Origin of the sequence: Novispirillum itersonii subsp. itersonii ATCC 12639, assembly GCF_000381985.1 — a bacterium.
Taxonomy (GTDB): domain Bacteria; phylum Pseudomonadota; class Alphaproteobacteria; order Rhodospirillales; family Rhodospirillaceae; genus Novispirillum; species Novispirillum itersonii.
Genome location: NZ_KB907337.1, coordinates 109933 through 134172 on the forward strand (window position 1 = coordinate 109933; position 24240 = coordinate 134172).

General features: G+C 64.1%; 22 protein-coding genes and 1 tRNA gene. 13 read left to right on the plus strand and 10 right to left on the minus strand.

Features of this window, described 5'->3' with window-relative positions; all coding sequences use genetic code 11:
* Position 1: 1 nt before the first annotated feature.
* The 5 genes from G365_RS0100510 to G365_RS0100530 all read left to right on the plus strand — a co-directional run bounded on the left by G365_RS0100510 (position 2) and on the right by G365_RS0100530 (position 3729).
* A complete protein-coding gene (locus G365_RS0100510; RefSeq protein WP_019643537.1) occupies positions 2 to 745 on the plus strand; it encodes a toxin-antitoxin system YwqK family antitoxin in 744 nt (247 codons plus the stop codon).
* A complete protein-coding gene (locus G365_RS0100515) occupies positions 742 to 1125 on the plus strand; it encodes a DUF4280 domain-containing protein (RefSeq protein ID WP_026344977.1) in 384 nt (127 codons plus the stop codon). The genes G365_RS0100510 and G365_RS0100515 overlap by 4 nt, the downstream gene beginning before the upstream one ends.
* 4 nt (positions 1126 to 1129) lie before the next feature.
* The gene (locus G365_RS22540; protein WP_019643540.1) at positions 1130 to 1765 is read left to right on the plus strand and encodes an SPOR domain-containing protein; all 636 of its coding nucleotides are present in this window, start codon (positions 1130 to 1132) and stop codon (positions 1763 to 1765) included.
* Positions 1766 to 1998: 233 nt separating this feature from the next.
* Complete coding sequence (locus G365_RS0100525) at positions 1999 to 2838, plus strand: BKACE family enzyme (RefSeq protein WP_026344978.1); 840 nt, start codon at positions 1999 to 2001, stop codon at positions 2836 to 2838.
* Positions 2839 to 2925: 87 nt separating this feature from the next.
* A complete protein-coding gene (locus G365_RS0100530) occupies positions 2926 to 3729 on the plus strand; it encodes a universal stress protein (protein WP_019643542.1) in 804 nt (267 codons plus the stop codon).
* A gap of 128 nt (positions 3730 to 3857) precedes the next feature.
* Here G365_RS0100530 and G365_RS0100535 read toward each other — a convergent pair whose 3' ends face one another.
* The 7 genes from G365_RS0100535 to G365_RS0100565 form a co-directional block, all read right to left on the minus strand.
* Positions 3858 to 6428, minus strand: coding sequence for a methyl-accepting chemotaxis protein (locus G365_RS0100535; RefSeq protein WP_019643543.1), 2571 nt, complete (start codon positions 6426 to 6428; stop codon positions 3858 to 3860).
* Positions 6429 to 6604: 176 nt separating this feature from the next.
* Positions 6605 to 6805: a DUF2783 domain-containing protein gene (locus G365_RS0100540; RefSeq protein ID WP_019643544.1), complete on the minus strand. Its 201-nt coding sequence runs from the start codon at positions 6803 to 6805 to the stop codon at positions 6605 to 6607.
* 16 nt (positions 6806 to 6821) lie between these two features.
* On the minus strand, positions 6822 to 8450 hold the full coding sequence (locus G365_RS0100545; RefSeq protein WP_019643545.1) for an FAD-dependent oxidoreductase: 1629 nt from the start codon (positions 8448 to 8450) through the stop codon (positions 6822 to 6824).
* Between the two features lie 194 nt (positions 8451 to 8644).
* A complete protein-coding gene (locus G365_RS0100550; protein ID WP_019643546.1) occupies positions 8645 to 9010 on the minus strand; it encodes a response regulator in 366 nt (121 codons plus the stop codon).
* An 88-nt stretch (positions 9011 to 9098) separates the two neighbouring features.
* Entirely contained in the window at positions 9099 to 10748 is a 1650-nt protein-coding gene (locus tag G365_RS0100555) for a Na/Pi cotransporter family protein (RefSeq protein ID WP_019643547.1), read from the minus strand.
* 186 nt (positions 10749 to 10934) lie between these two features.
* Entirely contained in the window at positions 10935 to 11567 is a 633-nt protein-coding gene (locus G365_RS0100560; RefSeq protein ID WP_019643548.1) for an exopolysaccharide biosynthesis protein, read from the minus strand.
* Between the two features lie 106 nt (positions 11568 to 11673).
* Positions 11674 to 12609, minus strand: coding sequence for an AEC family transporter (locus G365_RS0100565; RefSeq protein ID WP_019643549.1), 936 nt, complete (start codon positions 12607 to 12609; stop codon positions 11674 to 11676).
* 167 nt (positions 12610 to 12776) lie between these two features.
* On the opposite strand from G365_RS0100565, the gene G365_RS0100570 reads away from it, so the two are divergent.
* From G365_RS0100570 to G365_RS0100600, 7 genes are all read left to right on the plus strand, one after another.
* The gene (locus tag G365_RS0100570; RefSeq protein WP_019643550.1) at positions 12777 to 13202 is read left to right on the plus strand and encodes a YccF domain-containing protein; all 426 of its coding nucleotides are present in this window, start codon (positions 12777 to 12779) and stop codon (positions 13200 to 13202) included.
* Positions 13203 to 13331: 129 nt separating this feature from the next.
* Entirely contained in the window at positions 13332 to 14024 is a 693-nt protein-coding gene (locus G365_RS0100575) for a glutathione S-transferase N-terminal domain-containing protein (RefSeq protein ID WP_019643551.1), read from the plus strand.
* A gap of 97 nt (positions 14025 to 14121) precedes the next feature.
* Positions 14122 to 15042 carry a hydrogen peroxide-inducible genes activator gene (locus G365_RS0100580; protein WP_019643552.1) on the plus strand — a complete coding sequence of 307 codons (921 nt, stop codon included), beginning with the start codon at positions 14122 to 14124 and terminating at the stop codon, positions 15040 to 15042.
* A 50-nt stretch (positions 15043 to 15092) separates the two neighbouring features.
* A complete protein-coding gene (locus G365_RS0100585; RefSeq protein ID WP_019643553.1) occupies positions 15093 to 15596 on the plus strand; it encodes a YbaK/EbsC family protein in 504 nt (167 codons plus the stop codon).
* 110 nt (positions 15597 to 15706) lie between these two features.
* Positions 15707 to 16402 carry an alpha/beta hydrolase gene (locus G365_RS0100590; RefSeq protein ID WP_019643554.1) on the plus strand — a complete coding sequence of 232 codons (696 nt, stop codon included), beginning with the start codon at positions 15707 to 15709 and terminating at the stop codon, positions 16400 to 16402.
* A 116-nt stretch (positions 16403 to 16518) separates the two neighbouring features.
* Positions 16519 to 16610 (plus strand) — tRNA-Ser (locus G365_RS0100595).
* 298 nt (positions 16611 to 16908) lie between these two features.
* Entirely contained in the window at positions 16909 to 18060 is a 1152-nt protein-coding gene (locus G365_RS0100600) for a PDZ domain-containing protein (RefSeq protein ID WP_019643555.1), read from the plus strand.
* A gap of 180 nt (positions 18061 to 18240) precedes the next feature.
* Here G365_RS0100600 and G365_RS23350 read toward each other — a convergent pair whose 3' ends face one another.
* The 3 genes from G365_RS23350 to hemN form a co-directional block, all read right to left on the minus strand.
* The gene (locus G365_RS23350; RefSeq protein WP_081628384.1) at positions 18241 to 19044 is read right to left on the minus strand and encodes a DUF429 domain-containing protein; all 804 of its coding nucleotides are present in this window, start codon (positions 19042 to 19044) and stop codon (positions 18241 to 18243) included.
* Positions 19045 to 19098: 54 nt separating this feature from the next.
* On the minus strand, positions 19099 to 21603 hold the full coding sequence (locus G365_RS0100610) for a PAS domain-containing protein (RefSeq protein WP_019643557.1): 2505 nt from the start codon (positions 21601 to 21603) through the stop codon (positions 19099 to 19101).
* Positions 21604 to 21797: 194 nt separating this feature from the next.
* Positions 21798 to 23147, minus strand: a complete 1350-nt coding sequence (gene hemN, locus G365_RS0100615) for an oxygen-independent coproporphyrinogen III oxidase (RefSeq protein ID WP_019643558.1) — start codon at positions 23145 to 23147, stop codon at positions 21798 to 21800.
* Positions 23148 to 23402: 255 nt separating this feature from the next.
* On the opposite strand from hemN, the gene otnI reads away from it, so the two are divergent.
* Positions 23403 to 24194 (plus strand): 2-oxo-tetronate isomerase, encoded by a 792-nt coding sequence (gene otnI / locus G365_RS0100620; protein ID WP_019643559.1) that lies wholly within the window; start codon positions 23403 to 23405, stop codon positions 24192 to 24194.
* The last annotated feature ends 46 nt before the right edge of the window (positions 24195 to 24240 follow it).

Genomic DNA, 24240 nt, shown 5'->3' on the forward strand with positions numbered 1-24240 from the left:
GATGACCACCGGAGGCACCGCGGGCCAGCCCCTGCGGACTTTTGACGATCAGGGCCGCCCGCTGACGGAAATACCGATGGTTGACGGGGTGGTGCAGGGCCTGTACCGGCTGTGGCAGGATGGCAGGCCGGTGATGGATCTGCCTTTTGTGCAGGGGAAGCCGGACGGCGTCGGCGTGTGGTATGACCCACAGGGACGGGTGCAGATGCGGGTGACGTTTGTCGCCGGGCGTAAGCATGGCCCGGCAGAAGTATGGCAGAACGGGCATCTGACCGCCCGCCTGACGTATGTGGAGGATCAGCCCGACGGGGTGATGACGGTGGAGCAGGCCCCCGGGGCCCCGCCGCAGGCCGAGGTGCCGCATCAGGCCGGGGTGCCGCACGGGGTGGCGACCTACCGCAGCGAGACCGGGGCGGTGGTCCGTCAGGAACAGTGGCAGGCCGGGCAGTTGCATGGGATACAGCAGGATTATGATCCTGCCGGGCAGGTGACGGCGCGGCGGGGTTTTGCGCAGGGGCTGCCAGATGGCCCGGAGACGGCCTATACCCCCGGCACCGCAACGCCGCAGCGGGTGCGCTGGTGGCAGAAAGGGATTCTGGTCGGTCAGCAGCTGTTTGACGCCAGAGGGACGGAACTGCGGCGGGAAGGGAAGGTCGGTCCTGCTCCGGCTGCTCCCGCCGGTCCGCCTTCGCCCTCAGCGTTTCTGGGGCGGCTGAAGTCACTGATGGGGGGAGGGGACAGATGAGCTTTCCCTGTCAGGCCGGGGCGATCTGTTCCTGCAGCTTCGGCGCGGCACCGTCAGCGCTGATGGTGCTGCCGGTCAACCGGGTGATGACCGCCATGCCGGTGGCGAACATTATGGATAACAAGCCCTTCCTGAACATTTTGCCCTTTGGGGTCTGCACCAGTATGGCCAACCCGATGGTGGCGGCGGCGACAGCGGCGGCGCTGGGGGTGCTGACGCCGATGCCCTGCATCCCCAACACGGTTGCCCCGTGGATTCCGGCCCAGCCGATGGTGCTGGTCGGGTCGATGCCGATTGTCGATAACGGGGCGATGCTGACCTGCCTGTGGGGGGGGATGATTACGGTCAGCTTCGCCGGGCAGGTTACGGTGATGGACTGACAGGATGGGGACGGACTGGCGCACCCTTCTGCTGGCCGGGGCGAGCGGCGGTCTGCTGACCGCCGGGGGCATCGCCCTGAAACCGGCTGCCGCTCCGGTGGTGACACCGGCCCCTGTTTCTGCCCCTGCTTCTGCTTCTGCCCCTCTTTCCGCCCCTCTTTCCGCTCCTGGGCCTCATGTTTCTGCGGTGGCTGCACCGGCTGCTGCCCCTGCTGCCGGTCCTGCCGTTACTGCGGCAAAACCGGCGGAGACCGCCCCGCCTCCGGCGGCGGGCGGCAAGGTCGCCGATCTGTTCGGGCTGTCGCCGCAATTGCCGGTGCCGCCTCCGTCCGATGGGGCCCCGCCGGTGGCCCGCTGGACGGTGCAGGTCGGCCTGTATCCAACGGCGGATCAGGCGGAAACGGCACGGCGCAGCCTGTTCTGGCTGGCGGTGCCGCCGGTGGTGACACAATGGACCGACCGGCGCGGGCAGGGCTGGTTTACCCTGTCACTGTCCGGCCTGACGGCCCCGGGGGCGGCAGACACCGTATCCCGCCTGCGGCAGAAAGGCTGGGATCCGGTCCGGGTGACAGCCGTGCCGGGGGCGCCACCGGCTGCGGGGTCACCTGTCGCAGAAGCTGTTCCGTCCCGCCCGGAATGACCGGCTTTCTTCGGCCCGATCCGCTTTTGGCAGAGACTTTCGTCTTTTCCGTGAAGATCCGGTGATTCCGGTGTGATGCCTCTGGGAATGCAGCAGATTTTTTCGTAGGATATGGCTTCTGTTGCATGAATGTCCGGTTTCCGTTACGTCATCGCCGCGCCCCGGTCCGGGGCGTGCCGCCTCCGGGGGGAGAAGCGGGCTGACGCCTGAAGCGGAAATCAGGGAGTGTGGGGATGAGTCGTCCTATCGTCATCTGTTGCGCCATCACCGGGTCCCGCCCGAGAAAGGCTGATAATCCCGCAGTGCCGGTATCACCGGCAGAGCAGATTGAAAGCGCCCATGAAGCCTTCGAGGCCGGGGCCACCGTGCTGCACCTGCATGTCCGGGATGAGCAGGAGCGCCCGTGCTTCCTGCCCGAGCGGTTCGCGGCGGTGATGGAGGGCGTGTACGAACATTGCCCCGGCATGATCATCGAGCTGTCAACCGGCGGCGTCGCCGGATCCCCGGCGGAGCGGGCGGCCAGCCTGCCGCTGCGCCCGGATATGGCGGCAATCGCGCTGGGCTCGGTCAATTTTCCCAACGGGGTCTATCACAACCCGCCGGATGTGATCGACGAACTGGCCCGCACCTGCGCCGACCTGCACATCAAGCCGTGCATCGAGGTGTTTGACCTGTCGATGCTCTATACCGCCCGCACCATGTGCGATCAGGGCCTGCTGCGGGAGCCGCTGCACTTCCATATCGTGCTGGGGGGGCAGGGAGCCTTGCCGGCCCGCCGTCAGGTTCTGGATTTCATTGTCGCGGAGCTGCTCAATCTGTTCCCGGATTCCACATGGATGGCCTCCGGCCTCGGGCGGCATCAGGACATTGTGATGGACTGGGCCCTGTATCTGGGCGGGCACATCCGCACCGGTCTGGAAGACAATATCCGTATCACCCGCGACGAGCTGGTCAGCAGCAATGCCCAGCTGGTCCGGCGGGCGGCTGACCGTTGCATGAATTATGGTTTTCGGGCAGCCTCGGTGGCAGAGGCCCGCAAGATCCTTAACCTGCCGCCGGTCCCGGAGCGGTGACCCGTTCCGGGGGTTTCCGTTCCGGCCTCGGCCCAGCTTAACTCTAAAAAAACCAAACCTAAAAACGAAACAGGGGTTTACAGCAGAATGAGCTACAAGAATCTGATCGTTCATCTCGACAGCAGCGACCGCGCCATGGACCGGCTGGAAACCGCCATTTCTCTGGCCAAGCGCTGGGGTGGCCGGGTGGTCGGTGTGTTTGCCGAGGTTGATTCCGGTCTGCTGGGCCGTACCGCCGAAGCCGAGGTGGTGATCGCCTACGACGCAGCGGGTAAGGAATTTGAGGCCCGTACCGCTGCTGCCGGTGTCCCCTCTGTGTGGCGGTCGCTGGTGCATGGCAACCATCATCAGGTCACCCAGACCATGATCGAGGCCGCCCGCCGCGCTGACCTGACCATTCTCGGCCAGACTGACCGTGAAGACCGCAGCAGCCGGACCCCGTCTGATCTGGCGGAGCAGGTGGTGATCAATTCCGGCCGTCCGGTTCTGCTGCTGCCCTATGCCGGGTCGTTCCCCAACATCGGCAGCCGTGTGCTGGTCGCCTGGAATGGTGGCCGTGAGTCGGCCCGGGCCGCCAATGATTCCATTCCGCTGATCCGCGATGCCGAGCGCGTGGTGGTGATGGCGATGAACCCGCAGGGTGCCCGCCCGCTGGACGGGTCGGGCCTGTGTGACCATCTGGCCTGCCACGGCATCAATGCTGACCGCGAGCTGCTGGAAGTGAAGGATATCGGTGTTGCTGACTATGTGCTGTCACACTGCACCGATATTGCCGCCGACCTGCTGGTGATGGGCGCGTTCGGTCATTATGGCTTCCCGCATATGCTGCGTGGCGGTGTCACCCGTGACATCATTGCCCACCTGACCGTGCCGGTGCTGCTGTCCCACTAACGCGGTCTGGCCCAGGCGGGGTCTGTCTGACGGCAGAAAAGATCTCCGGGGCTTTATGAGAACGGGGGCGGATCTGATGATCCGCCCCCGTTTTGCTGTCTGCATCTCCCGCCGGGAGGGGGGGCGGATCAGGCCGCCTCCATCCGTCCGATGGCCCGGGCCAGCACCGCATACAGGCGGCCCATGTCGGAAGAGGCGAACACCGCTGACAGAATGTCGCCGCGCTCGTTGGTATGCGCAGCCTTCATGAAGACCTCGCATTCATTCAGGTAGCGGTTGACCGCATGCCGGAAGTCGCGGTTCTCCATGTACATCTTCTTCACCGCATTCAGCTGGGTGCGGTTGATTGCCTTGGCGGCGTAGCTGAGGAAGGCGTTCTGCTCCCCCTTGTAGTACCGTTTCCACAGGTCGTCTTCGACCGATGGGCTGAACAGGCGGGTGATGTCAATTGCCGCCATGTGCAGCTGGTCGATGACATAAGACGTTTCACTGATGAAGTGCTGGAGGTTGACGTCAACGCGGGTGCTTTCCATCGCTTTGACGTGTTCTCCGGCGGCCTGTACTCCGGCCATCAGGGCTTCGGTATGACGGTTGAATTCCGTCCCGGCCTGCACAATCAGCTCGGTGGTCCGCGCCCCGGCCTGTGCCAGTGCGGTTTCTCCGTCCCTCATCGCCGCGTTCAGGCGGCTGAGTTTGTCTTCGGTTTCTTCGGTCAGCAGGTTAAGGCCGTCGACCTGGGCCCGCAGGGCCCCACCGGCACCGGTCAGCGATTCCATGGTGGCGCGGACCGAGGTATTAAAGCGGTCCATGCCATCATGCAGGGTCTGGCTTGACTGCTCCACCCGCTGGGTTCCGGCATCAACCGCCTGTTCAAAGTCGGTCATCACCGCATTCAGGGTCAGCCGCAGGCTGTCGGCCCGTTCAATGGCATGGCCGGTGACCATACCGAACTGATCGGCCTCGGTCCGCAGGTCATCGGCCAGGGCCCGGATGGCTTCTGTGGTCTGGTGGGTGGCGTGGGTGATGTGCCCGGCCTCTGCCGAGAAGCTTTCGCCGGTCTGCGTCAGGGCGTCAATGCTGTGCAGCATGCCTTCGGTGGCAACGCGGATGTGGTTGATCACGGCGTCGGCTTCGGCGGCGATCACTTCGCCCGCAGCGTGAATGTCGGTGGTGATGGTGTTGATCTGTGCCGCCCCCTGTTTCACCGCCTCGGTCACGGTTTCGATTTCCACCCCGGCGCGGGCCGTGGTGCGGGTGACATCGACCGCCGAGCGGGACATCAGATCCGACAGATGGCGGATCCGTTCCGCCGCCCGGTCAGCCGCCTGAGCAATCCCCTGCGATTCCTCGGTGCAGGACAGGGAAATGGCATGAATCTTCTCGCCGGTCTGCTGGACGGCCTCTTCCAGCGCCCGGACCTGCTGTTCCAGCAGGCGGCGCACCCCTTCGCCCTGCTGTGAGGCGTCGTGAATGGCTGCGGCGGCAACCTGTGCCCCTTCCAGCGCATCGGTGGCGACATCGCGGAAAGCGTTGAAGTCCCCCAGGGCGGCGGCGGTGGCGGCGTCCAGTTCCTGCGTGGTGGTGCGGGCGGCATCGGTCAGGCGGGTGTGGCGCTCTTCCAGCGCGTCGGCACTGCGGTGCAGGCTGTCGTTGAAGTCGCCCAGCGTCTCTTTCAGCGAAGAGGTCAGGCTGGAGAAGGCTTCCGTCTGGCCGGTCAGGCCATCCAGCGTTTCGCGGATGCTAACCGCATGTTGAGACACTTCGGCGGCGGCAGTGTCGGCCCCGGTGATCAGGGCCTGCGCGGTGCGCTCAAAGACTTCTGCGGTGCTGCGGGTATTGGTCAGGGCTGCATCGTGCCGGTGGGTCAGCCCTTCCAGCGCGGTGGTGCGGCGGGTCAGTTCGTCGTTCAGGCCGGTCAGGCTGGCATTGTGACGGTCAAAGGTGGTGCTCAGGCGTTCCGTAACGGCATCGGCCATCCGGACGGCGGTTTCCAGCGCCTCCTGCCGTTTCGCCAGAGTAGAGTCGGCGGTGCTGGTGGTGGTGCCGATCCGTTCGATCAGGTCGCTGACCGCCTTGACCTGCTCTGCCACCCGGTTCAGGGCAGGTGCGGCTTCTTTACCGATATCACTGGTGATCCGCACCAGTTCCCCGGATTCGCGGCTCAGCATCGCCCGCACGGTTTCCGCCTGACGGACCGCGTCACGGGTGGCATCGTTCAGGGCGCGGGTCTGTTCTTTCAGGGTTTCTGAGAGGCGGCTGAAGCGGCTGTCTCCGGCCTCATCAGGGATCACCAGCAGCGAAATCTGCTGCTTAAGGTAATCGGCCTCAGCACGGAATGAGCTGTTGCGGTCTGACAGAATGACCAGCAGCCACAGGGCCAGTACCGGCAGGGTGGCGACGGTGCCCAGCGCGGCGACGGTCAGCGGCGGTTCTGCCAGCAGGGCGGGCAGGCCCGGGCCGGTGCCGATGTACAGGGCCATCAGCCCCAGCCAGATCAGACTGAGGGAGGAGCCGATCCACAGCGCCGGGCGCGGGCGGGCCGCTGCGGCAGCAGGCCGTATGGCTTCCGGCGGGATGCTGTTGGCCGCGGGGGGGCTGTCTGCGGGGGGCGGAACGGGATTCTGCGGCCCCGCGCTGCCTTCCTGTGGGGGAAGGCCCGCCGTGGTGCCCGTTTCACCGATGCGCTGATCGTCAGACATGATCGCTCCCGAAGCTTTACTGTCTTTCCGCCGAACCGACACAGTGCCAAAACTGGTTTGCAAAAGGGTTAAGAAATCTTGCTGAGGTGATGGATGAAGTCTCCGGCGGGCAAAATAGTAACGGGCCGGAGGAAATGCCCCTCCGGCCCGTTGTTTGGCAGCGGTGTTGCGGCAGATCAGGCGGTCTCGTAGCCTTCCCGTGCCACGGCGAGGGCCTGTTCCAGCACAGACGGATCACCGATGTGGTTGGCCAGCAGCAGCACCAGCTTACAGTTTACGTCACGGCTCTGTTCGTCGCTCAGGCCGCGGTGCGTGTTGATCAGCTTTTCGTAAAAGTCATCAGGGGCGGGCAGGTTCGGGGTCAGGATCAGGGACATGGTCTGGTCCTCAGGCTCAGTTCTTGCCAAGCGCGGTGTTCAGCGCGGCGGTAAAGCGGGGGGCGTCGAAGCTGCGGAAGCGGGCGGCGACATGCTGATCCGGACGGATCAGATAGACGGTGCCGGGGGTGGCGTCATAGCGTTGTGCGACCAGCCCTTTCACGTCTTCCACCGTGCCGCCGATCACCAGCGGTGTCACCGGCACCGGGGCATCGGCCAGCGCTGCCAGCGCGGCGGGAACGGTGCCATCCGGGCTGAAATACAGGGCGGTGAACCCCGCGCCGAGCTGGTTCAGCAGCCAGCCGTCGGTGCCGTCAACCCGCACCGGGGCGTCGGCGCAGTTGGTGCCGGGGCGCATGGTCCCGGCAAAGCTGTCGCTGTCCGGGGTGTTCAGCGGTGAGACGGCATAAGGCGTCGGGCTGGACAGGCGGCCCGAGTTGACCAGCGGGCGGGCGAAGGAATGGCGGTTGGCCAGATCCAGCACCGCATCGCGGAAAGCCTTCGACACCGGGCTCTTCGGCGAGATGAAATCAGTGGAGCGGGTGGAGTTCTTCAGGTTGTCATCGGCGGCATAGACCCGTTCGGCGTCATAGGAATCCAGCAGGCTGTCGGGGGCCAGCCCGTCAATCACCAGCTTCAGCTTCCAGCCGAGGTTATCGGCATCCTGTACCCCGGTATTGGCTCCGCGTGCCCCGAAGGGGCTGACCTGATGGGCAGAGTCCCCGGCGAAGAACAGCCGCCCGAAGCGGAATGATTTCATACGGCGGCAGGCAAACTGATAGACGCTGACCCATTCCAGCTCAAACTCGGCGTCTTCGCCCAGCATCGCCTTCAGGCGCGGGATCACTTTTTCGGGCTTCTTTTCCTCGTCCGGATCACAGTCCCAGCCAAGCTGGAAGTCGATGCGCCAGACGTTGTCAGCTTCCATATGCAGCAGAACCGACTGGTTGCGGTGGAACGGCGGATTGAACCAGAACCAGCGCTCCGCCGGGAAGTCAGCCTTCATCACCACGTCGGCGATCAGGAAACGGTCCTGAAAGAACTGCCCGGTGAATTCGGCCCCGATCATGGTCCGGATGTCAGATTTGGCGCCGTCGCAGGCGACCATCCACTCGGTTTCCATGTCATAGATGCCGTCGGGCGTCTCAATCGACAGGCGGACGTGATCGGGATGGTTTTTCAGGCTGACGACCTTGTTCTTCCAGCGGATGTCGATCAGATCGCCGAAATCCTTTGCCCGGTCGAGCAGGTATTCTTCCAGATAGTACTGCTGAAGATTGATGAAGGCCGGGTATTTGTGGTCGGCTTCCGGCAGCAGGTCGAACTGATAGACCAGTTCCTCATCCCGGAACACCTTGCCGATCTTCCAGCTGACGCCTTTCTCGACCATGCGGTCGGCACAGCCCAGACGGTCCCATACCTCCAGCGGGCGCTTGGCGTAACAGACCGCGCGCGAACCGATGGAGACAGTGTTGTTATCATCAAGCACAACCACCGGAATACCCCGGCTGGCAAAGTCCAGCGCCGTGGTCAGGCCGATCGGCCCGGCCCCGACCACCACCGCGGTTTTGCGCACCACCTGACCGGAGATCTGTTCCGGCGGCTGAACATAGGGAAATTCGGGATACGAGTAGGTTTGCAGCATCAGAGTGCGTCCTTCAGCGTCGTTTCCTGTTGAATGCCTGCCCGGCGGACGGTTGATCCGGCCTGCCGTATGGCTGGGCATTTAGTTGCATTTGATACCATTTCAAATGATACTATCTGCGGCGGACGCGAATGACAAGACCCGCAGCGCAGGCTGCGGGTCTTTTTCGGGGGGCAACGGTCAAGGGCCTGATTTTATGGCGATTTCAGAAGATCGCGGATCCGTTCCAGCAGGGCGCGGGGCTGGAAGGGCTTACTGATGAAGGCCGTACAGCCTGCCGTATAGGCCTCGGTATAATCCTCAGGCAGGGTATGGGCAGACAGGCCGATGATCGGCGGTGCCGCCCCGGTCTGCGCCCGGATCTGCCGGACGGCCTGAAAGCCGGTGACGCCGGGCATGCTCATATCCATGACGATCAGGTCAGGCTGAAGTGACGCGGTGGCGCTGACGGCATCGGCCCCATTGCCCGCGATATGAACCGTATGGCCCTGAGCGGTCAGAAGACCGTTGAGCAGGGACTGCATCACCGGATCATCATCGGCGATAAGGATAGTCGGCATGGCGGGACTCTGTTCTCTGGATTGGCTCCAGACTATGGCATGGGGTCTGCCGCCTCTCCAGTGAGTCTGAAGGCCTATGGGGCGGGGCTTATCCCGCCGGGCGCAGGCGGGTACGCTCCAGCTCGCCGCGCTGTTCCAGAATCGGATAGGCCACCGAGGTGATATGGGCGTTGATCCGCTTCAGATCGCGCAGGATGTCAAGGTGCAGGGCACTGGTCTCAATGCTTTCCCGCCGCCCGCTGCTGATCCGGCTGAGATGGGCATCGGTGGCACTGCGTTCCAGCCGCCGCATTTCTGCCTTCTCGGCCACCAGCTGGCGGGCCAGCCCGGCATCGCCGGAGACAAAGACCGCCAGTGCCGCCCGCAGGTTTGACATCGTCAGGGCGAACATCGCCTCGATATCGTGGAACCCTTCATCCGAGAAACTCAGGTGATGCTTGATCTTCTTTTCCGCCAGTTCCTTCAGATTGCGGTCGATGATGTCGCCGATATGTTCAAGGTTGATGGCAAAGGTCATGATCTCGCTGGCGCGGCGGCGTTCCTCATCCCCCATATCCTCGTTGGACAGGCGGACAAGGTACATTTTCACCGCTTCGTGCAGGCTGTCGACAACATCATCCATCTTGCCCAGTTCTCCGGCCTGTTTGGCGGTGCCGCCGCGCAGAACATCGAGGGACAGGGACAGCATTGCTTCGATCTGGTCACCGATGCGCAGCGTTTCGCGGGTGGCGGCCCCGATGGCCACAGTCGGGCTGCCGAGGGCGGATTCATCCAAATGGCGCGGCCGCCGCTGATCATCGGTCACTGCCTCATCCGGGCGCAGGCGCTGGGTCAGGCCCGCGATCAGGCCGGTCAGCGGCAGCGCCAGTACCGACAGGGTGAGATTGAACAGGATGTGGAAGTTGACGAGGACCGCGACCGGATCGGCATCGATTTTGGCCAGCAGGGGGGCCAGCGGGTCAAGGAACGGCACGGTCAGCGCCGCCCCGCCAAGGCGTACAATCAGGTTGCCCAGAGGCACCCGGCGGACAGCGGCTTTCTCGTGCCCGGTTTCCAGTACCGGGGACAGGGCGCTGCCGATGTTGGAGCCGAGAACCAGTGCCAGCCCGAACGGCAGACCGAAGGAATCCTGCGCGGCCAGCGGCAGGATCAGCAGAATGGCGGCAATGCTGGAATGGGCCAGCAGGGCAATCAGCGCGGCCAGCGCCAGCCCGGCAAGCCACAGACCGTCAAGGTCATGCAGCACGGCCTGAAGCTGGGGAGAGGTGCGCAGGGGCTCTGACGCGATGTGCAGCAGGTGCAGGGACAGCAGCATCAGGCCAAGACCGATGGCGATGCGGGCCAGATGTCGCCGCCGTCCTTCGCCGGAGCGGAACACCACAACGCCACCGAGAATCAGCAGGGCTGACAGCGGACCGACATTGAATGTCAGCAGTTTGACCATCAGGCTGGTGCCGATATTGGCCCCCAGCATCACCGCCTGTGCGGTGGCGGTGGTCATCAGGCCCCGCCCGGTGAACGACGCGGCCATAAAGCAGGTGGCCGTACTGCTTTGCAGGGCCAGTGTCACCACCGTTCCGGCCCCGAGAGCGCGCAGACGGTTGCTGATGCCGGTGTTGATCCACCGGCGCAGATTGGCCCCATAGGCGCGGGTCACCCCGGTGCCGACCATCCGCAGGCCCCACAGCAGCAGGGCGGCGGCGCCGAGAATGTTGATAAGAACCGACAGTTCGCCCATGGCACACCTCGCGATCCCATCGTCTGAACCGGCCGTAGACTGACGGCCTGAGATTGGGACCATTCCAGAAATCACTGACTGTCATATTTCTGTAAGAAAATGGTAACAGTCAATGAAAACCGTTCAGAAAAGCGCGATATGTGCGCTTTCTTTGAAATGTGCATGGAAAGTGAAAAGGGGGAACGATTATCCCAGCATGCTCAGGACGGCGGTTCCCCCCGTAATCACGGCTCCGGCAGCGATGCCGACCGCCACCAGAGACAGACCCCAGCCGACCAGCAGGACCACCCCGTCACGTTCAAACAGGCCGAGGCCGATCAGGCATAAAATCAGCCCCAGCGGGATATTGGTGAAAGGGACCGGCAGCAGCAGCAGGCCGACCACCAGCACGGCCAGAAAGCCGGTGATCCGCTCTGCGGCGCGGGATGACATCCACGGCAGACGCGGGGTGAGGATTTTTTCAATGCGGTGCAGGCGGGGGCTGACGAAGGACATCACCTTTTTCCATGTCCGGGCCTCAAGAGACCGTTCCGACAGGGCTTTGGGCAGCCATGGGCGGGACAGGCCGATCAGCAGCTGCAGGGTGATGATCAGCAGCGGCAGGCCAAACAGCAGGCCGAAACCGGGCAGGGGCATGGGGACCAGACAGGGGGCGGCAAGGGCAACGATGGCAACACCGAAGGCCCGCTCATCAAGGGCGCCGGTAATGTCGCCAAACCGGATGCGGCGGTCTTCCGGGCCATCGGCTAAGGCTTCCAGTACGGCGGAGGCAGACGGCCGGTGTGGGGAATGCGGGGATGCTGACGCAATGTCTGACATGCTGATCCAGAATCGGGGAAATGGATGCACCCGGTTAAGGCGGGCTGTTCCCTTCACTTGGGCAGGCTTTTCGCGAAATCAACTGTCCGGCAGCGCTTTCCCTGCCTTACGGCCCAAGGATGGCAATCAGGACCGGCGCAATGGTCAGGCTGATGGCGGTGCCGATCAGGATGGAGGAGGCAACCCGGTTTTCTCCCAGCCGGTAGGTGCCGGCCATCAGGGTGGTGTTTGCCCCGGTCGGCATGCAGGCGATGACGGTGCAGACCGTGACGGTGAACGGGGGCAGGGCAAAGACAAAGCGCCCGAGGCAGAAGACCAGCAGCGGCAGCAGCAGGGTTTTAGCCGCAGCCAGAAACAGGCTGATCCGCAGGTCGCCGCGCAGCCTGACCCCATACAGGCCGGATCCGACCAGCAGCAGGGACAGCGGTGTGACCGCCCCCTGAATCCGCCCCAGTGCCTGATCGAGCACGGCAGGCAGGCGCAGGCCGGTCAGGGACAGGACGACCCCGGCGGCGATGCCCAGCAGCACCGGGTTACGGATCACCCCGGACAGGGTTTTGCGCAGGGCCTTCCAGCTGCCCCCGCCGCTGAGGCCCCATTCCGCCATCAGGACGGTCACGGTCACCAGTACGGCGGCATGGATTGACACCACAATCAGCAGAATAGTCAGCCCCGGGCGCCCATAGGCCCCTTCAACAATCGGGAACCCCAGCAGCACCAGATTGGAAAACGTACTGGCCATCATCAGCACGGCAGTTTCCGGCAGGCTGCACCGGAACAGCAGGCGCAGCACCGCCACCGCCACCACTGCCACCAGTGCCACCGCGCCATAGAACGCCCCCCACAGGGCGGGGTCGAAAATATCGGCCAGCTTTTCGTGGGACAGCAGATACATCAGGGATGCGGGCATCAGCACCCACATCGCCAGCCGGTTCAGTGCCCGCTGTGCGGCAAGGTCCATGACCTTACGCCATGCCAGCACATAGCCCAGCACCACCAGCAGAAACACCGGCCCGCCCGCTGTGGCGATTGTCTGGTACATCCGCGTCATCCTGCCGTGGTGGGTCTGCCGTAGGGCGAGACCCCTTTGTGGCCTGATCTGCCGGGCGGATCAAGATACCGCAGTGCCAGAGGCCACCCTGTCGGGCGCTATTCAGTCCCCGTTCAGGCGCACCGGCTAGTCTGGGCTGACTTTGATGGGAGAATACGATGATTTCCCTGATTCTTAATCTGATCTGGCTGCTGTTTGGCGGCGTGCTGATGTTTCTGGGCTGGATGGTGGCCGGGGTGCTGATGGTGATCAGCATCATCGGCATTCCGTGGGCCCGGTCTGCCTTCACCATTGGTCTGTATGCGCTGTGGCCGTTCGGGCGGGCTGCGGTCGATCGGTCGCGGCTGTCTGGCCAGCAGGATCTGGGCACCGGCCCGATGGGCACGGTCGGCAACATTCTGTGGTTTCTGGTGGCCGGATGGTGGCTGGCTCTGGGGCACCTCGGTTCCGCCATCGGCTGTGCGGTGACCATCATCGGTCTGCCGCTGGCCTGGGCCCATCTGAAGCTGGCGGTGATTTCTCTGGCCCCGGTCGGCAAAACAATCATTGACAGTGATACCGCTGACCGTCTGCCGCCCGGCTGACTGTTGAAAAACAAGTATCCGGACAAAAGAAGCGGATTTGTGTCTTGTTGTTAACGTCGTAAGACCCTAGGTAAGGGCGGGCTGCCGCCCTGACTGTGTTTTCACCGCCCGGACAGAGGGGTGCCGCCAATGCTCGATCTGTTTTACTGGCCGACCCCCAATGGCTGGAAAGTGACCATCCTGCTGGAAGAGCTGGGGCTGCCCTACCGGGTTCACCCGGTCAATATCTCGCGGGATGACCAGTTCCGGCCGGAATTTCTGGCCGTCGGGCCGAATAACCGGATGCCGGTGCTGATCGATCAGACCCCGGCGGATGGCGGCCCGGCCCTGTCCGTGTTTGAGTCCGGGGCAATCCTGAAGTACCTCGCCTGCCGGTCCGGGCGCTTTTACGGCCAGACGCCGCGCGATCAGGCTGCGGTGGACCAGTGGCTGTTCTGGCAGCATGGCGGGCTGGGGCCGATGGCCGGTCAGGCCCACCACTTCCGCCGGTTTGCCCCGCAGCAGGTGCCCTACGCGATTGACCGCTTCAGTGCCGAGACCGCCCGTCTGTATCAGGTGCTGAACACCCGTCTGGCCGGGCGGGAACATGTGGCCGGGGCTTATTCGATTGCTGACATGGCGATCTGGCCGTGGATCCGCCGTCACGAATGGCAGGGGATCCGGCTGGAGGATTATCCGCACGTTGACCGCTGGTATCAGGCGCTGGCTGCCCGCCCGGCGGTTGAGCGGGCGGTGGCGGTCGGTGCTGACTGGCGCGACCGCGATGTGACAGCCGGAGAGGAGGATCTCGCCGTTCTGGCGGCATTTGCCCCTTCGGTTTAGGGCCCGCGCCGGACTCTCTCCGGCCGGGAATTCGGTATTTGGTATAATCCTGCCGGGCCGCCCCCGGTGCGGCGGGACAGATGATCTGGAGACCCTGATGCGTCCGCTCCCCACCCTGCGGCAACTGCGCTATCTTGTGACCGTCGCGGAAACCCTGCACTTCGGCAAGGCTGCCGAAAAGTGCTTCGTGACCCAGTCCACCCTGTCGGCAGGTATTCAGGATCTGGAAGACCTGCTTGGTGTGACGCTGATCGAGCGGCAGTCGCGCCGCAAGGTGGTGGTCACCCCGCTGGGCGAGGATATCGTCCAGCGTGCCCGCAAACTGCTGACCGATGCCGAGGCCCTGTCGGATGCCGCCCGGGCCGGGGCAGACCCGCTGGCCGGAGATCTGCGGCTGGGGGTCATCCCCACCATCGGCCCTTACGTCCTGCCGGGGGTGATGCCTGCCGCCCGCCGGGCCTACCCTGATCTGCGCCTGTTCCTGCGGGAAGAACAGTCGGCCCGTCTGCTGTCGGATCTTGATGCCGGGCGTGTCGATGCCGGGCTGCTGGCTCTGCCCTATGAGACCGGCGATCTGGTGGTGCATCCGCTGTGGCGCGAAGATGTGGTGGCCCTGCTGCCGCAGGGGCATGACCTGTCCGGTCAGGCCCGCCTGACCGACGCCGACCTGCAGGGCGTTGACCTGCTGATGCTGGAAGACGGCCATTGCCTGCGGGATCATGCCCTTCAGGCCTGTGGGCTGCGCGGCCCGCGTGAGAACGAGGCCTTTCAGGCCACCAGCGTCCGCACGCTGGTTCAGATGGTTGCCAACGGTCTGGGGGTGACGCTGCTGCCGCGGTCTGCCCTGCCGGTCGAGGTCAGTGACGGTGCCCCGGTGGTGGTGCGCCCGCTGGAAGGGGCCGTTCCGGCCCGCACCATCGCCCTTGTGTGGCGGCGGGCCAGCCCGCGTGGCCGTGACTTCCGCCTGTTGGGAGATCTGTTGATCGCCAATGCTCCCGCTGGCATGTTGCCGCTGTAAGCCGGGGCTTAACGCGCCCTTGGGATGTGTGGCGTTACAGGAGGACTGCCGTGACTGAAGATGCCCTTTTGGCCTCTGCCAGTGTGCAGCGGGTGATTGCCGTGCTGGCACAGGCCGGACTGACCGACCGGGTGCAGGTGCTGGCTGAGACCGCCCGCACGGCGGAAGATGCGGCGGCGGCCCTGTCCACCGTGCAGGGCAGTATTGTCAAATCGCTGATGTTCACCGTTGACGGGGCGCCGGTGATGGCGCTGGTGGCGGGGGACCGCCGCTGTTGCACCGATGCCCTGCCGCGGGCCCTTGGGCGCGATGCGGTGGCGGAGCGGGCCCCGGCCCGGCTGGTGCGCGATGTCACCGGCTTTGCCATCGGCGGCGTCGCCCCGGTCGGGCATCTGCAGCCGCTGCCGGTGCTGATTGATGCCTCGCTACAGCGGTTCGACCGCCTGTATGCGGCGGCAGGCCATACCCATTGCGTCTTTGGCCTGAGCTGGGGCGAACTGCTGTCTCTGACCGGTGGCGTGGTGGTTGACGGCCTGGGGCTGCCTGCGGCCTGATCTTCTGCTGTTTTCTGGATCTGTTTTGAACTGGACAGCCGGGGCCAGCCCCGTATGCTGCGCCTGTTCCTTTCCCCCCCCCCTTATATTTTTTAATGAGTGAGGCCGACGTGGCTCTTTCCGGACCTTCCGTTCTTCCTGCCGATGGGCAGGCCGTTCAGCAGGCGGTGATTTTCCTGCATGGCTATGGCGCTGACGGCAATGATCTGATTGATCTGGCCCCGATGCTGGCCGATGCCCTGCCGGGCACGGCGTTCTATTCCCCCAATGCGCCGCAGCCCTGCGAGATGGGGCCGTTCGGGCGGCAGTGGTTCAGCCTGTCGCAGTATGACCCGGAAATGCTGCGCCGCAATCCGGCGACGCTGGCCCCGGCCTATGCCCAGATGCAGGATGGCACCCGCGCTGCCGCCCCTGATCTGTCGGCCTATATTGACAGTGTTGCCGCCAGCCACGGCATCGGGCGTGACCGCGTCGCCCTGGTGGGCTTTTCGCAGGGGACGATGATGGCGCTGCATGTCGGCCTGCGGACCCAGCCGCCGGTGGCGGCGGTTGTCGGGTTCTCCGGGGCGCTGATCGGTGCTGAGACGCTGGAGGCGGAGCTGGTGGATGAACCGCCGCCGGTGCTGCTGATCCATGGGGATGCTGACCAGATCGTGCCGATTGCCGCCATGGGCATGGCCAGCCGGGCACTGGAAGATGCCGGTGTTGATGTCAACACCATGACCTGCGCCGGGCTGGAACACGGGATCGACCGTGACGGTCTGGAGCTGACCGCTGGCTTTCTGGCCCATGTTTTCGGCCTTTAAGCGGCCTCTGTCGGCCTTGCACAAAAAAAAGTGCAATTTCCGACATTTCTGGGTTGACCGGGGCGGCGGCATCCATTAAAAACCGCCTCCTCAGGCCACACAAGCCGACACGCAGTGGAGCGGTGGGTGAGTGGCTGAAACCAGCAGTTTGCTAAACTGTCGTACGGGGTAACTCGTACCGAGGGTTCGAATCCCTCCCGCTCCGCCAGATTCAAGGCCGCCCGGTTCGAAAGAGCCGGGCGGTTTTGCTTTGTGCCGGTCGCAGGCCTGTCCTTCCATCAACTCCGGTTATGGCGGGGGAGTCAATTAAGGCTCTTTCAATCTTCCCCCTCTATAGTTCCATGCTGTAGAGCTTTCCGTTGGGGGCAACGGAAGGCGTCGGCGCCGTCAGGCTGCCGGTAAGACCGTATGGGGATGAAGCGGGGAGTGATCTCGTGGTGCTGAAACAGGTGTGCCGACCCTCCGCAAGGGGGCCGGAGCAGGACCGCCGCAGGAGCCTTGCCGCCATGATTGCCGTGGTTGCGGCGCTGTGGGCCGTTCCGGCTGCGGCTGACAGCGGCTTTCTGGGGATTCAGGTGCAGCCGGTTGATCCGTCGATCCGTCAGGCCCTGTCTGTCAGCGGCACCGGCGGGGTCATTGTCCGCGATGTCGAAGGCGGTGGTCCGGCATGGCAGGGGGGCCTGCGGACCGGCGATGTTATTCTGGGGTTCGAGCAGCGCGACGTCGCGGGCTTTGAGGATCTGGTCTCACGGGTCAGTGCCACCCAGACCGGGCAGCCGGTCTCCTTCCGTGTCTGGCGGGGGAAAGAGGAACGCACCCTGCCGGTGACCACAGGGGAATGGCCGGCCGGCTGGAAGATCAGCGCGGTGGCGACGGCGGTATTGCCGGAGTTTGGCCTGACCGTCATCGCCCTGTCAGAGAAAAACCGCCTTGATTACAAAATCCGCTGGGGTTCGGTCGGGGTGATCGTGCGGCAGGTGACGCCCGGGTCTGTGGCTGCGGCTGCCGGGCTGAAGACCGGGGACGTGATTGTGGCCGCCGGGCGTACGGTGGTGACTGCCCCCGACACGCTGGAGGCTACCCTGAGGGCGATGGGGCCGCAATGGTACGTGCTGGCAGAGCGGGGGAATGCCGTGTTCCTTGCCGGTCCTGCCGTGACGGAGGCCCCGGTTGTGGCCGGGGAAACCATTCTGGCTGCCGGACTGGCTGATGGCCCCTATGTGATGGACACCGCCCGCAATGATGGCTGGATGTCTCCGGCAGCGGGGTTGCCTGCGATGCCTGCCGCCTATCAGCCGCCCGCAGAGGCCCGCGAAGGGGCGCATGAGACCGGATTGACCATTGCCAGTCTGTCAGCGGAGCGCCGTAAGCGCTATGGCCTGCGCTGGAGCAGCCGGGGTGTGGTCGTGGACGGTGTTGATGCCGGGGGGCGGGCGCAGCTGGCCGGGGTAAAAACCGGGGATGTGATTGCGCAGGTCAACCAGCAGCCGGTGACCGATGTGGCACAGGGCAAGACCCTGCTGTCCGCCCCGGGGGCGCTGATGCTGACCGTAGAACGGTCGGATGGCGTTCAGTTCATTGTGCTGGGTGTGACGACGGCCGGGAATGACGGGGCGACCCCGGTGGCACCGCTGTTAAAATGGCAGGGCGGCAGCTAAGGGGCTGGCGCGTCTGCACTCCGCGTTCCGTCGGCGTCCTGCTGCTGCACCGGCGCCCATGCGGCCCGGTGATCGGGCCGCTTTACGCCAGACTCCATAAAAACAGACTCTGCCGAAAAACGGCGGTGTCTGTAAACGGTCTGAGAAGGGGGTAAAGTCTCTGCCTTAAAGCGTAAGGGGTCAGGGGTGGACGGCGATGCAGCCTTCTGTATCGGGCCAGTGGGCTTCCGGCGGTGGTGCCACCCCACGGGAGACGGCGATTGCTGCAAATCCGGCAAGCACAGCATCCAGCGCATCGGCTGAAGCCCGGACCACCGAGAGATAGGAGCCAAAACTGACCCGGGTTTCCAGCGCATCTATAATCTGACCGCGGGTCGTTTGCCCTTTGTCACCGTTATAGACCTGATACGGCAGTTTCCATTGCCGCAGTTGGGCCATGGGGAAGGCTTCGGTCAGCATCCCGGTCGCGGATGTTGACCATGGCCAGCAGGCTTTCGGTTTTGACAGGGCAAGCAGTTTCAGGCAGGCGGTGGTGAGGGGGGGCCCTCCGCGGGGAGTCCACCACATTGGGGATCTTACATTCAGCCCCTGTTGTCTCCAGCGGTTTTCCGTGTGGCGGTAATGTTTGGCGGGTGGACGTGATGTCAGGGCCGCAAGGAAACCGTCGCCTCTTGGGAAGGGGCGGTTAGGGTGTGGCAGTTGACTGTTGAGATCCAGAAGAGCAGGCCAGCCACCGTCCGGCATAAAGGGGGCCGGGATTGAAAAGGGGGCATCAATTCCTGCGGAAAAATAATCGCCTTGCCTGAGGAATGCGGCAAGATTTTCGAAAGGGCTGCCTGAGCCTGCAAGTTGCTGCACAGGATAAAGGGCCTGAACGACGGGGACCGGAGAACTGGAGAGTTCGGCAATCCAGACAGAGGGATTTTTCTCGATCCGGCGCCATTTTCCGGCGTCACCAGAAAAATCAATGCCAATAAACCGCATATCCGACTCCTCTCCAGCGTCTTAAAAGCCTTGGGTCTGAAAGGCGAAATCGCTTTACGCCATGCCCTCCTCGGGTACGGTGGGCAGGGTGAAGTGGAAGGTGGCTCCCCCGGCTTCGGTACCGTCGGACGCAGCCCAGATCTTCCCGCCGTGGAACTCGACGATTTTCTTGCAGATCGCCAGCCCGATCCCCGAGCTTCCCGCCTTGGTCTCGCGGTCGTGCAGACGCTGAAAGATGCGGAAGATGCGGTCAAACTGTTCGGGCGGAATGCCGATGCCATTATCCCGTACCGAAAACTGGTGGCTGTGCCGCCCGGGCAGGCACCACACCGTCACCTCTGGCGGGCGGTCCGGATGGCGGTACTGAATCGCGTTCGACAGCAGATTCTGGAACAGGCGGACCAGCTCCTCCTCGTTGCCCAGCACCGGGGGCAGGGGCTCCTGTATGGTGATTTTGGCACCGCTGTCGGTGATCAGCGGGGCCAGATCGGTCAGGGCCTGACGCAGTGGATGCAGCATTTCCACCGGGCGCGGCGGTGACGACAGCCGCCCGACGCGGGAAAACTCCAGAACATCAAGGATCAGCCGGTTCATCCGTTGTGCCCCGTCACGGGCATAGCCGAAGAATTCGGCGATTTCCGGGTTCATGCCGGGGCCGAGGCGGCGTTCGATCAGATTGAGGTAACTGGAAATCATCCGCAGCGGTTCGCGCAGGTCATGGCTGGCGATATAGGCGAACTGCTCCAGCTCGGCATTGGACCGTTCAAGATTTTCCAGCAGTTGGCGGGGTTCGGTGATGTCAAACCCGGCCCCGATGTAACCGGCAAAGGTGCCATCCATATCGGTGAAGGGGTGGGCGATGCACCGCAGCCAGCGATACTCACCATCGGCACGGCGCAGCCGGAATTCCAGACTGAACGGTGCCTGCCGGGTCAGGTGGCTGCCCAGCATGTCCCGCACCATCGCCAGATCATCGTCGTGGATGCCGCTCAGCCAGCCTCCGTTCTGTTCCTGCTCCAGCGTGCGGCCGGTGAAGTCAAGCCAGGTCTGGTTGAAGTAACGGGGCAGCCCGTCGGAGACTGACCGCCACACCAGCGACGGAAAGGTTTCCAGCAGCCGCAGATAATGGTCCCGCGATTGCAGGATCAGTTCTTCCGCCTGTTTCAGGCGGGTGATGTCCTGCAGGGTGCAGACCCCGGAAATCGCCCGCCCCTCGGCATCAAACATCAGTTCGCCGCGCTGGCGGACCCAGCGCTGGCCGCAGGGGGTGACAATACGGTGGATCAGGTCCACCGCCGTGCCGTCGCTGGCCCGGTCGTAAGCCGCCCGCACATCCAGCCGGTCGTCCGGGTGGATGTAATCCGCCAGATCCTGCTGGGTCAGCGGGGTGCCCGGTTTCAGGTCCAGCAGGGAATACATCTGGTCTGACAGCAGCAGGCCGGAGCCATCCGGGGCCGGGCGCCAGCTGCCGATGCGGGCCAGCTTCTGGGCCCGGCTGAGTTCGCTTTCGGTTTCCCGCAGGCGGATTTCGGCGCGGCTGCGCGACAGGTCGCGGGCGATGGCCTGCCGGGTGATGAACAGAATCAGCGCCGTCAGCAGCCCGGAAATGGTGACAATCACCGTCAGATGCCGGAACCACGGGCGCAGCACTTCCCGCGTTGGCACCGAGACGGAAATATCAACCCCATAGGGTTGGGTGTGACGCAGGGCGAAGATGCGGCTTTGTCCATCGGCCCCGCTGGGGGAGTCCAGGATCGCCTCCTGCGCGCCGCTGCTGATGAACTCTTTCAGGGCCGGGGTCAGGCGTTTGCCCCCGATCGGGTCTTCCGGCGGATCGGGAAAGCGGGCCAGCAGATCGTAATTGGCGTTGGAGAGGGCAACCCGTTCTTCCCCGCTGGGATTGGCCGAGCTGCGCAGGATCTCCGTCAGGATGGTTTGCGGCAGCGAGGCGGTAATGGCAAAATCAAGCTGACCGTCAGCTTTCCAGAACCCTTTGGAGACCACAAAGATGTAGCCGCCAAGGGGGGACCGGATCACTTCCCCCATGACCAGCGTCTCATTGCCGGGATGATCGGCGATGGCGCGGAAATAATAGCGGTGACTGACATCCTGCCCGATCAGACCGCCGTTGGTGGCGCGGATGATTTTGCCAGCGCGGTTGATCACCGCCAGATTCTGCGGTTTGCCGCGCAGCACGGCATCCTGTTCCAGCTGGCCGCGCAGGGTGGTCAGCACGGCATCGTCCGGGGCATGGGCTTTGCCGTTGCCATGCGGACCGGCGGGAAGATCGGGCAGCCCCGGGGACTGTCCGGGGGTCTGGGGCGGCGGTACCTCGGGAAAACGTTCCGCCAGTGCCAGATCATCCATGAACAGTTCGCTCTGGCGCAGCACCTGCACCAGCCGGGCTTCGATGATGCGACCGGATGCCATAATCCGCGTTTCGGCGGCTTTGCGGATGGTGAAGTAGTTGTTGATGCCGTCAAGGACCGCCAGAGTCCAAAGGATTGCCAGACTGGCGAGCGCCGTCAGCACGATGGATCTGGTCTGGCTGCCCTGCACCGGTCTCTCGTCCCTTGCCCTTTTTCGCCCCTGCCGCAGTGCGGTGCACCCGGCAGGGATCCCGCAGGCACGATAGCGGCTCAGGCTGGAAGAACCAAGAGGGTGATCGGGGAAAGGTGCATTTTCCCCTTTCTTTTCTGCTGTTCCGCCCCCCTGTCCCGGCCGGAAGGGGCCGGAACAGGGGGCGGCAAGGGTCAGATGGCCTTGGAGTGGCGCAGCTCTCCGGCCCGCAGGTACTGGTCAAACCGGGCGGCGGCAGCGCGGACCAGCGGGCGGCCGTCTTCGGTGATGCGCAGGCTGAAGCCGTCGCGCACCAGCACGCCATCCGCTTCCAGATCGGCCATGCCTTCCAGTTCCGGCGCGAAGTGATCTTCCGGGCGGCCATGGGCGCGGGCTATCGCCGCCAGATCAATTTCCAGATCGCACATCAGGCGCTCGATCACCTCGCGGCGCAGGCGGTCCTCCCCGCTGATGGCGATGCCACGCTTGGTCGGCAGCATGCCGTCCAGCACCATCCGCTTCCAGGCATGCAGCTCGCCTTCGTTGGCGACATAGCCCTGCGGCAGCGACCCGATGCCCGAGGCCCCGAGGCCGATCAGCACTTCCGCCGCGTCGGTGGTGTAGCCCTGAAAATTGCGGTGCAGCTGCTTGCTGTTCAGGGCGATTGCCATTTCGTCATCGGCCAGCGCGAAGTGATCAAGCCCGACGGAGACATAGCCGTGATCCTGAAGCCGCTTCTGGGCGGTTTCGTACTGGATCCAGCGCTCCTCCAGCCCCGGCAGGGCCTCGTCGGGGATCAGGGTCTGATGCTTGCGCATCCAAGGCACATGGGCGTACCCGAACAAGCTGATGCGGCGCGGCTTCAGGGTCAGCGACTGGTCGATGGTTTCGACAATGCTGTCCACGGTCTGGTACGGCAGGCCGTAGATCAGATCCATGTTGATTTCGCTGATGCCATGTTTGCGCAGCCAGCCGGTGACCTCGGCCACCTCTTCATAGGGCTGGATACGGTTGACAGCTTCCTGCACCCGGCGGTTGAAGTCCTGCACGCCGATGCTGGCACGGGTGACCCCGGCGGTGGCCATCGCCTGCACATAGGCTTCGTCGGCGGTGCGGGGGTCAAGCTCCACGGCGATCTCGGCACCGTCGGCGATGTCGAAATGCTCTTTCAGATGGGCGATCAGGCGCGAGAAATCCTCGGCTGACAGAATGGTCGGGCTGCCGCCGCCGAAATGCACGTGCCGGGCAGAAAACCGCCCCGGCAGCTTAGAGGCGAGCAGCTCGATTTCCTGCATCAGCACTTCAAGATAGTCAGCGACCGGGTCATACCGGCGGGTGATCTTGGTGTGACACCCGCAGAACCAGCACATCTCGGCGCAATAGGCGATGTGCAGATACAGCGACAGCGGCGTCGCCGGATCGAGTTCCGCCAGCCAGCCCTCATAAGTGCTGCCCGTCACGGCCGGCGAAAAATGCGGCGCGGTCGGATAGCTGGTGTAGCGCGGCAGGCGCAGATCGTATTTGGCGACGAGGTCCTGTCTCATCTCTCTCGGTATTCCTTTGCCCGGAGGTTTTTGTCCGGCTCTGCCCCGGAACGGGGGTGGGCCGGGGTATCCGGTTACGGCGCGGCAAAACGTGCTGCGCACTATGTGGGGGCGGGGGCATCCTGCGCAAGTCCCTTCGTCCCTGCCTTGACGCAGATCATATCGGTTCCAGCTTTCCCCCGCATCTCTTTCCTTTTTCGGGCGCGGGAGTATAGTCGCGCCGAAGAATCCCCCCCACGCGCTGCCGGAGGCTCCATGCCGCGTTTTGCCGCCAATCTGTCCATGCTGTTCACTGATCTGCCGTTCCTTGACCGTTTTGCGGCGGCGGCACAGGCCGGATTCAAGGGCTGCGAGATGCAGTTCCCCTATCTTGAGGCGGCGGAAGTGGTGGGAGACAAGGCGGCAATGGCCGGGCTGAAAGTGGCGGCGTTCAACGCCCCGCCGGGTGACTGGGCGAAGGGGGAGCGTGGTCTGGCCGCGGTGCCGGGGCGCGAGGATGAGTTCAAGGCGAATCTTGAGCTGGTGGTGAAATACGCCGAGTTTCTTGACTGCACCAACGTCCACATCATGGCCGGTGTCGTGCCGGAAGAGCAGTGGGACGAGGCACTGGACACCTATCTGAAGAACATCGCCTATGCCGCCGATGAACTGCATGCCGAAGGCCTGCATGTGCTGGTGGAGGCGATCAACCCGGTCGATATGCCGGATTACTTCCTCAACCGTCCGGATGACGCGGCGCGGGTGATTGAGGAGCTGGACCGCCCCAACCTGCACCTGCTGTACGACATTTATCACGCCCAGATGACGCAGGGGAATCTGACCGACTTCATCGAAGGCAACTTCGAAAAGATCCGCCATATCCAGATTGCCGGGGCGCCGGGGCGGCACGAGCCGGATCAGCTGGGCGAAATCAATTTCCGCTATCTGTTCGACCTGCTGGACAGTTCGGGCTATGACGGCTGGATCGGCTGCGAATACAAGCCGCGCATCAACACCACCGCCGGGCTGCGCTGGGCGAAGGAATGGCTGCAGCCGAAGGAAAGCTGAGGGCGGCTGTGTACGGCCGCGCCTGATTGCGGGAACCGGGACAGGG

Coding starts and splice junctions, on each gene's coding strand:
- G365_RS0100550 (WP_019643546.1), bottom strand. CDS start 9,010: ATGCCGACTATCCTTATCGCCGATGATGATCCGGTGATGCAGTCCCTG.
- G365_RS0100530 (WP_019643542.1), top strand. CDS start 2,926: ATGAGCTACAAGAATCTGATCGTTCATCTCGACAGCAGCGACCGCGCC.
- G365_RS0100600 (WP_019643555.1), top strand. CDS start 16,909: ATGATTGCCGTGGTTGCGGCGCTGTGGGCCGTTCCGGCTGCGGCTGAC.
- G365_RS0100535 (WP_019643543.1), bottom strand. CDS start 6,428: ATGTCTGACGATCAGCGCATCGGTGAAACGGGCACCACGGCGGGCCTT.
- otnI (WP_019643559.1), top strand. CDS start 23,403: ATGCCGCGTTTTGCCGCCAATCTGTCCATGCTGTTCACTGATCTGCCG.
- G365_RS0100560 (WP_019643548.1), bottom strand. CDS start 11,567: ATGTCAGACATTGCGTCAGCATCCCCGCATTCCCCACACCGGCCGTCT.
- G365_RS23350 (WP_081628384.1), bottom strand. CDS start 19,044: ATGCGGTTTATTGGCATTGATTTTTCTGGTGACGCCGGAAAATGGCGC.
- G365_RS0100515 (WP_026344977.1), top strand. CDS start 742: ATGAGCTTTCCCTGTCAGGCCGGGGCGATCTGTTCCTGCAGCTTCGGC.
- G365_RS0100570 (WP_019643550.1), top strand. CDS start 12,777: ATGATTTCCCTGATTCTTAATCTGATCTGGCTGCTGTTTGGCGGCGTG.
- G365_RS0100545 (WP_019643545.1), bottom strand. CDS start 8,450: ATGCTGCAAACCTACTCGTATCCCGAATTTCCCTATGTTCAGCCGCCG.
- G365_RS0100510 (WP_019643537.1), top strand. CDS start 2: ATGACCACCGGAGGCACCGCGGGCCAGCCCCTGCGGACTTTTGACGAT.
- G365_RS0100525 (WP_026344978.1), top strand. CDS start 1,999: ATGAGTCGTCCTATCGTCATCTGTTGCGCCATCACCGGGTCCCGCCCG.
- G365_RS0100540 (WP_019643544.1), bottom strand. CDS start 6,805: ATGTCCCTGATCCTGACCCCGAACCTGCCCGCCCCTGATGACTTTTAC.
- hemN (WP_019643558.1), bottom strand. CDS start 23,147: ATGAGACAGGACCTCGTCGCCAAATACGATCTGCGCCTGCCGCGCTAC.
- G365_RS22540 (WP_019643540.1), top strand. CDS start 1,130: ATGGGGACGGACTGGCGCACCCTTCTGCTGGCCGGGGCGAGCGGCGGT.
- G365_RS0100565 (WP_019643549.1), bottom strand. CDS start 12,609: ATGTACCAGACAATCGCCACAGCGGGCGGGCCGGTGTTTCTGCTGGTG.
- G365_RS0100555 (WP_019643547.1), bottom strand. CDS start 10,748: ATGGGCGAACTGTCGGTTCTTATCAACATTCTCGGCGCCGCCGCCCTG.
- G365_RS0100580 (WP_019643552.1), top strand. CDS start 14,122: ATGCGTCCGCTCCCCACCCTGCGGCAACTGCGCTATCTTGTGACCGTC.
- G365_RS0100575 (WP_019643551.1), top strand. CDS start 13,332: ATGCTCGATCTGTTTTACTGGCCGACCCCCAATGGCTGGAAAGTGACC.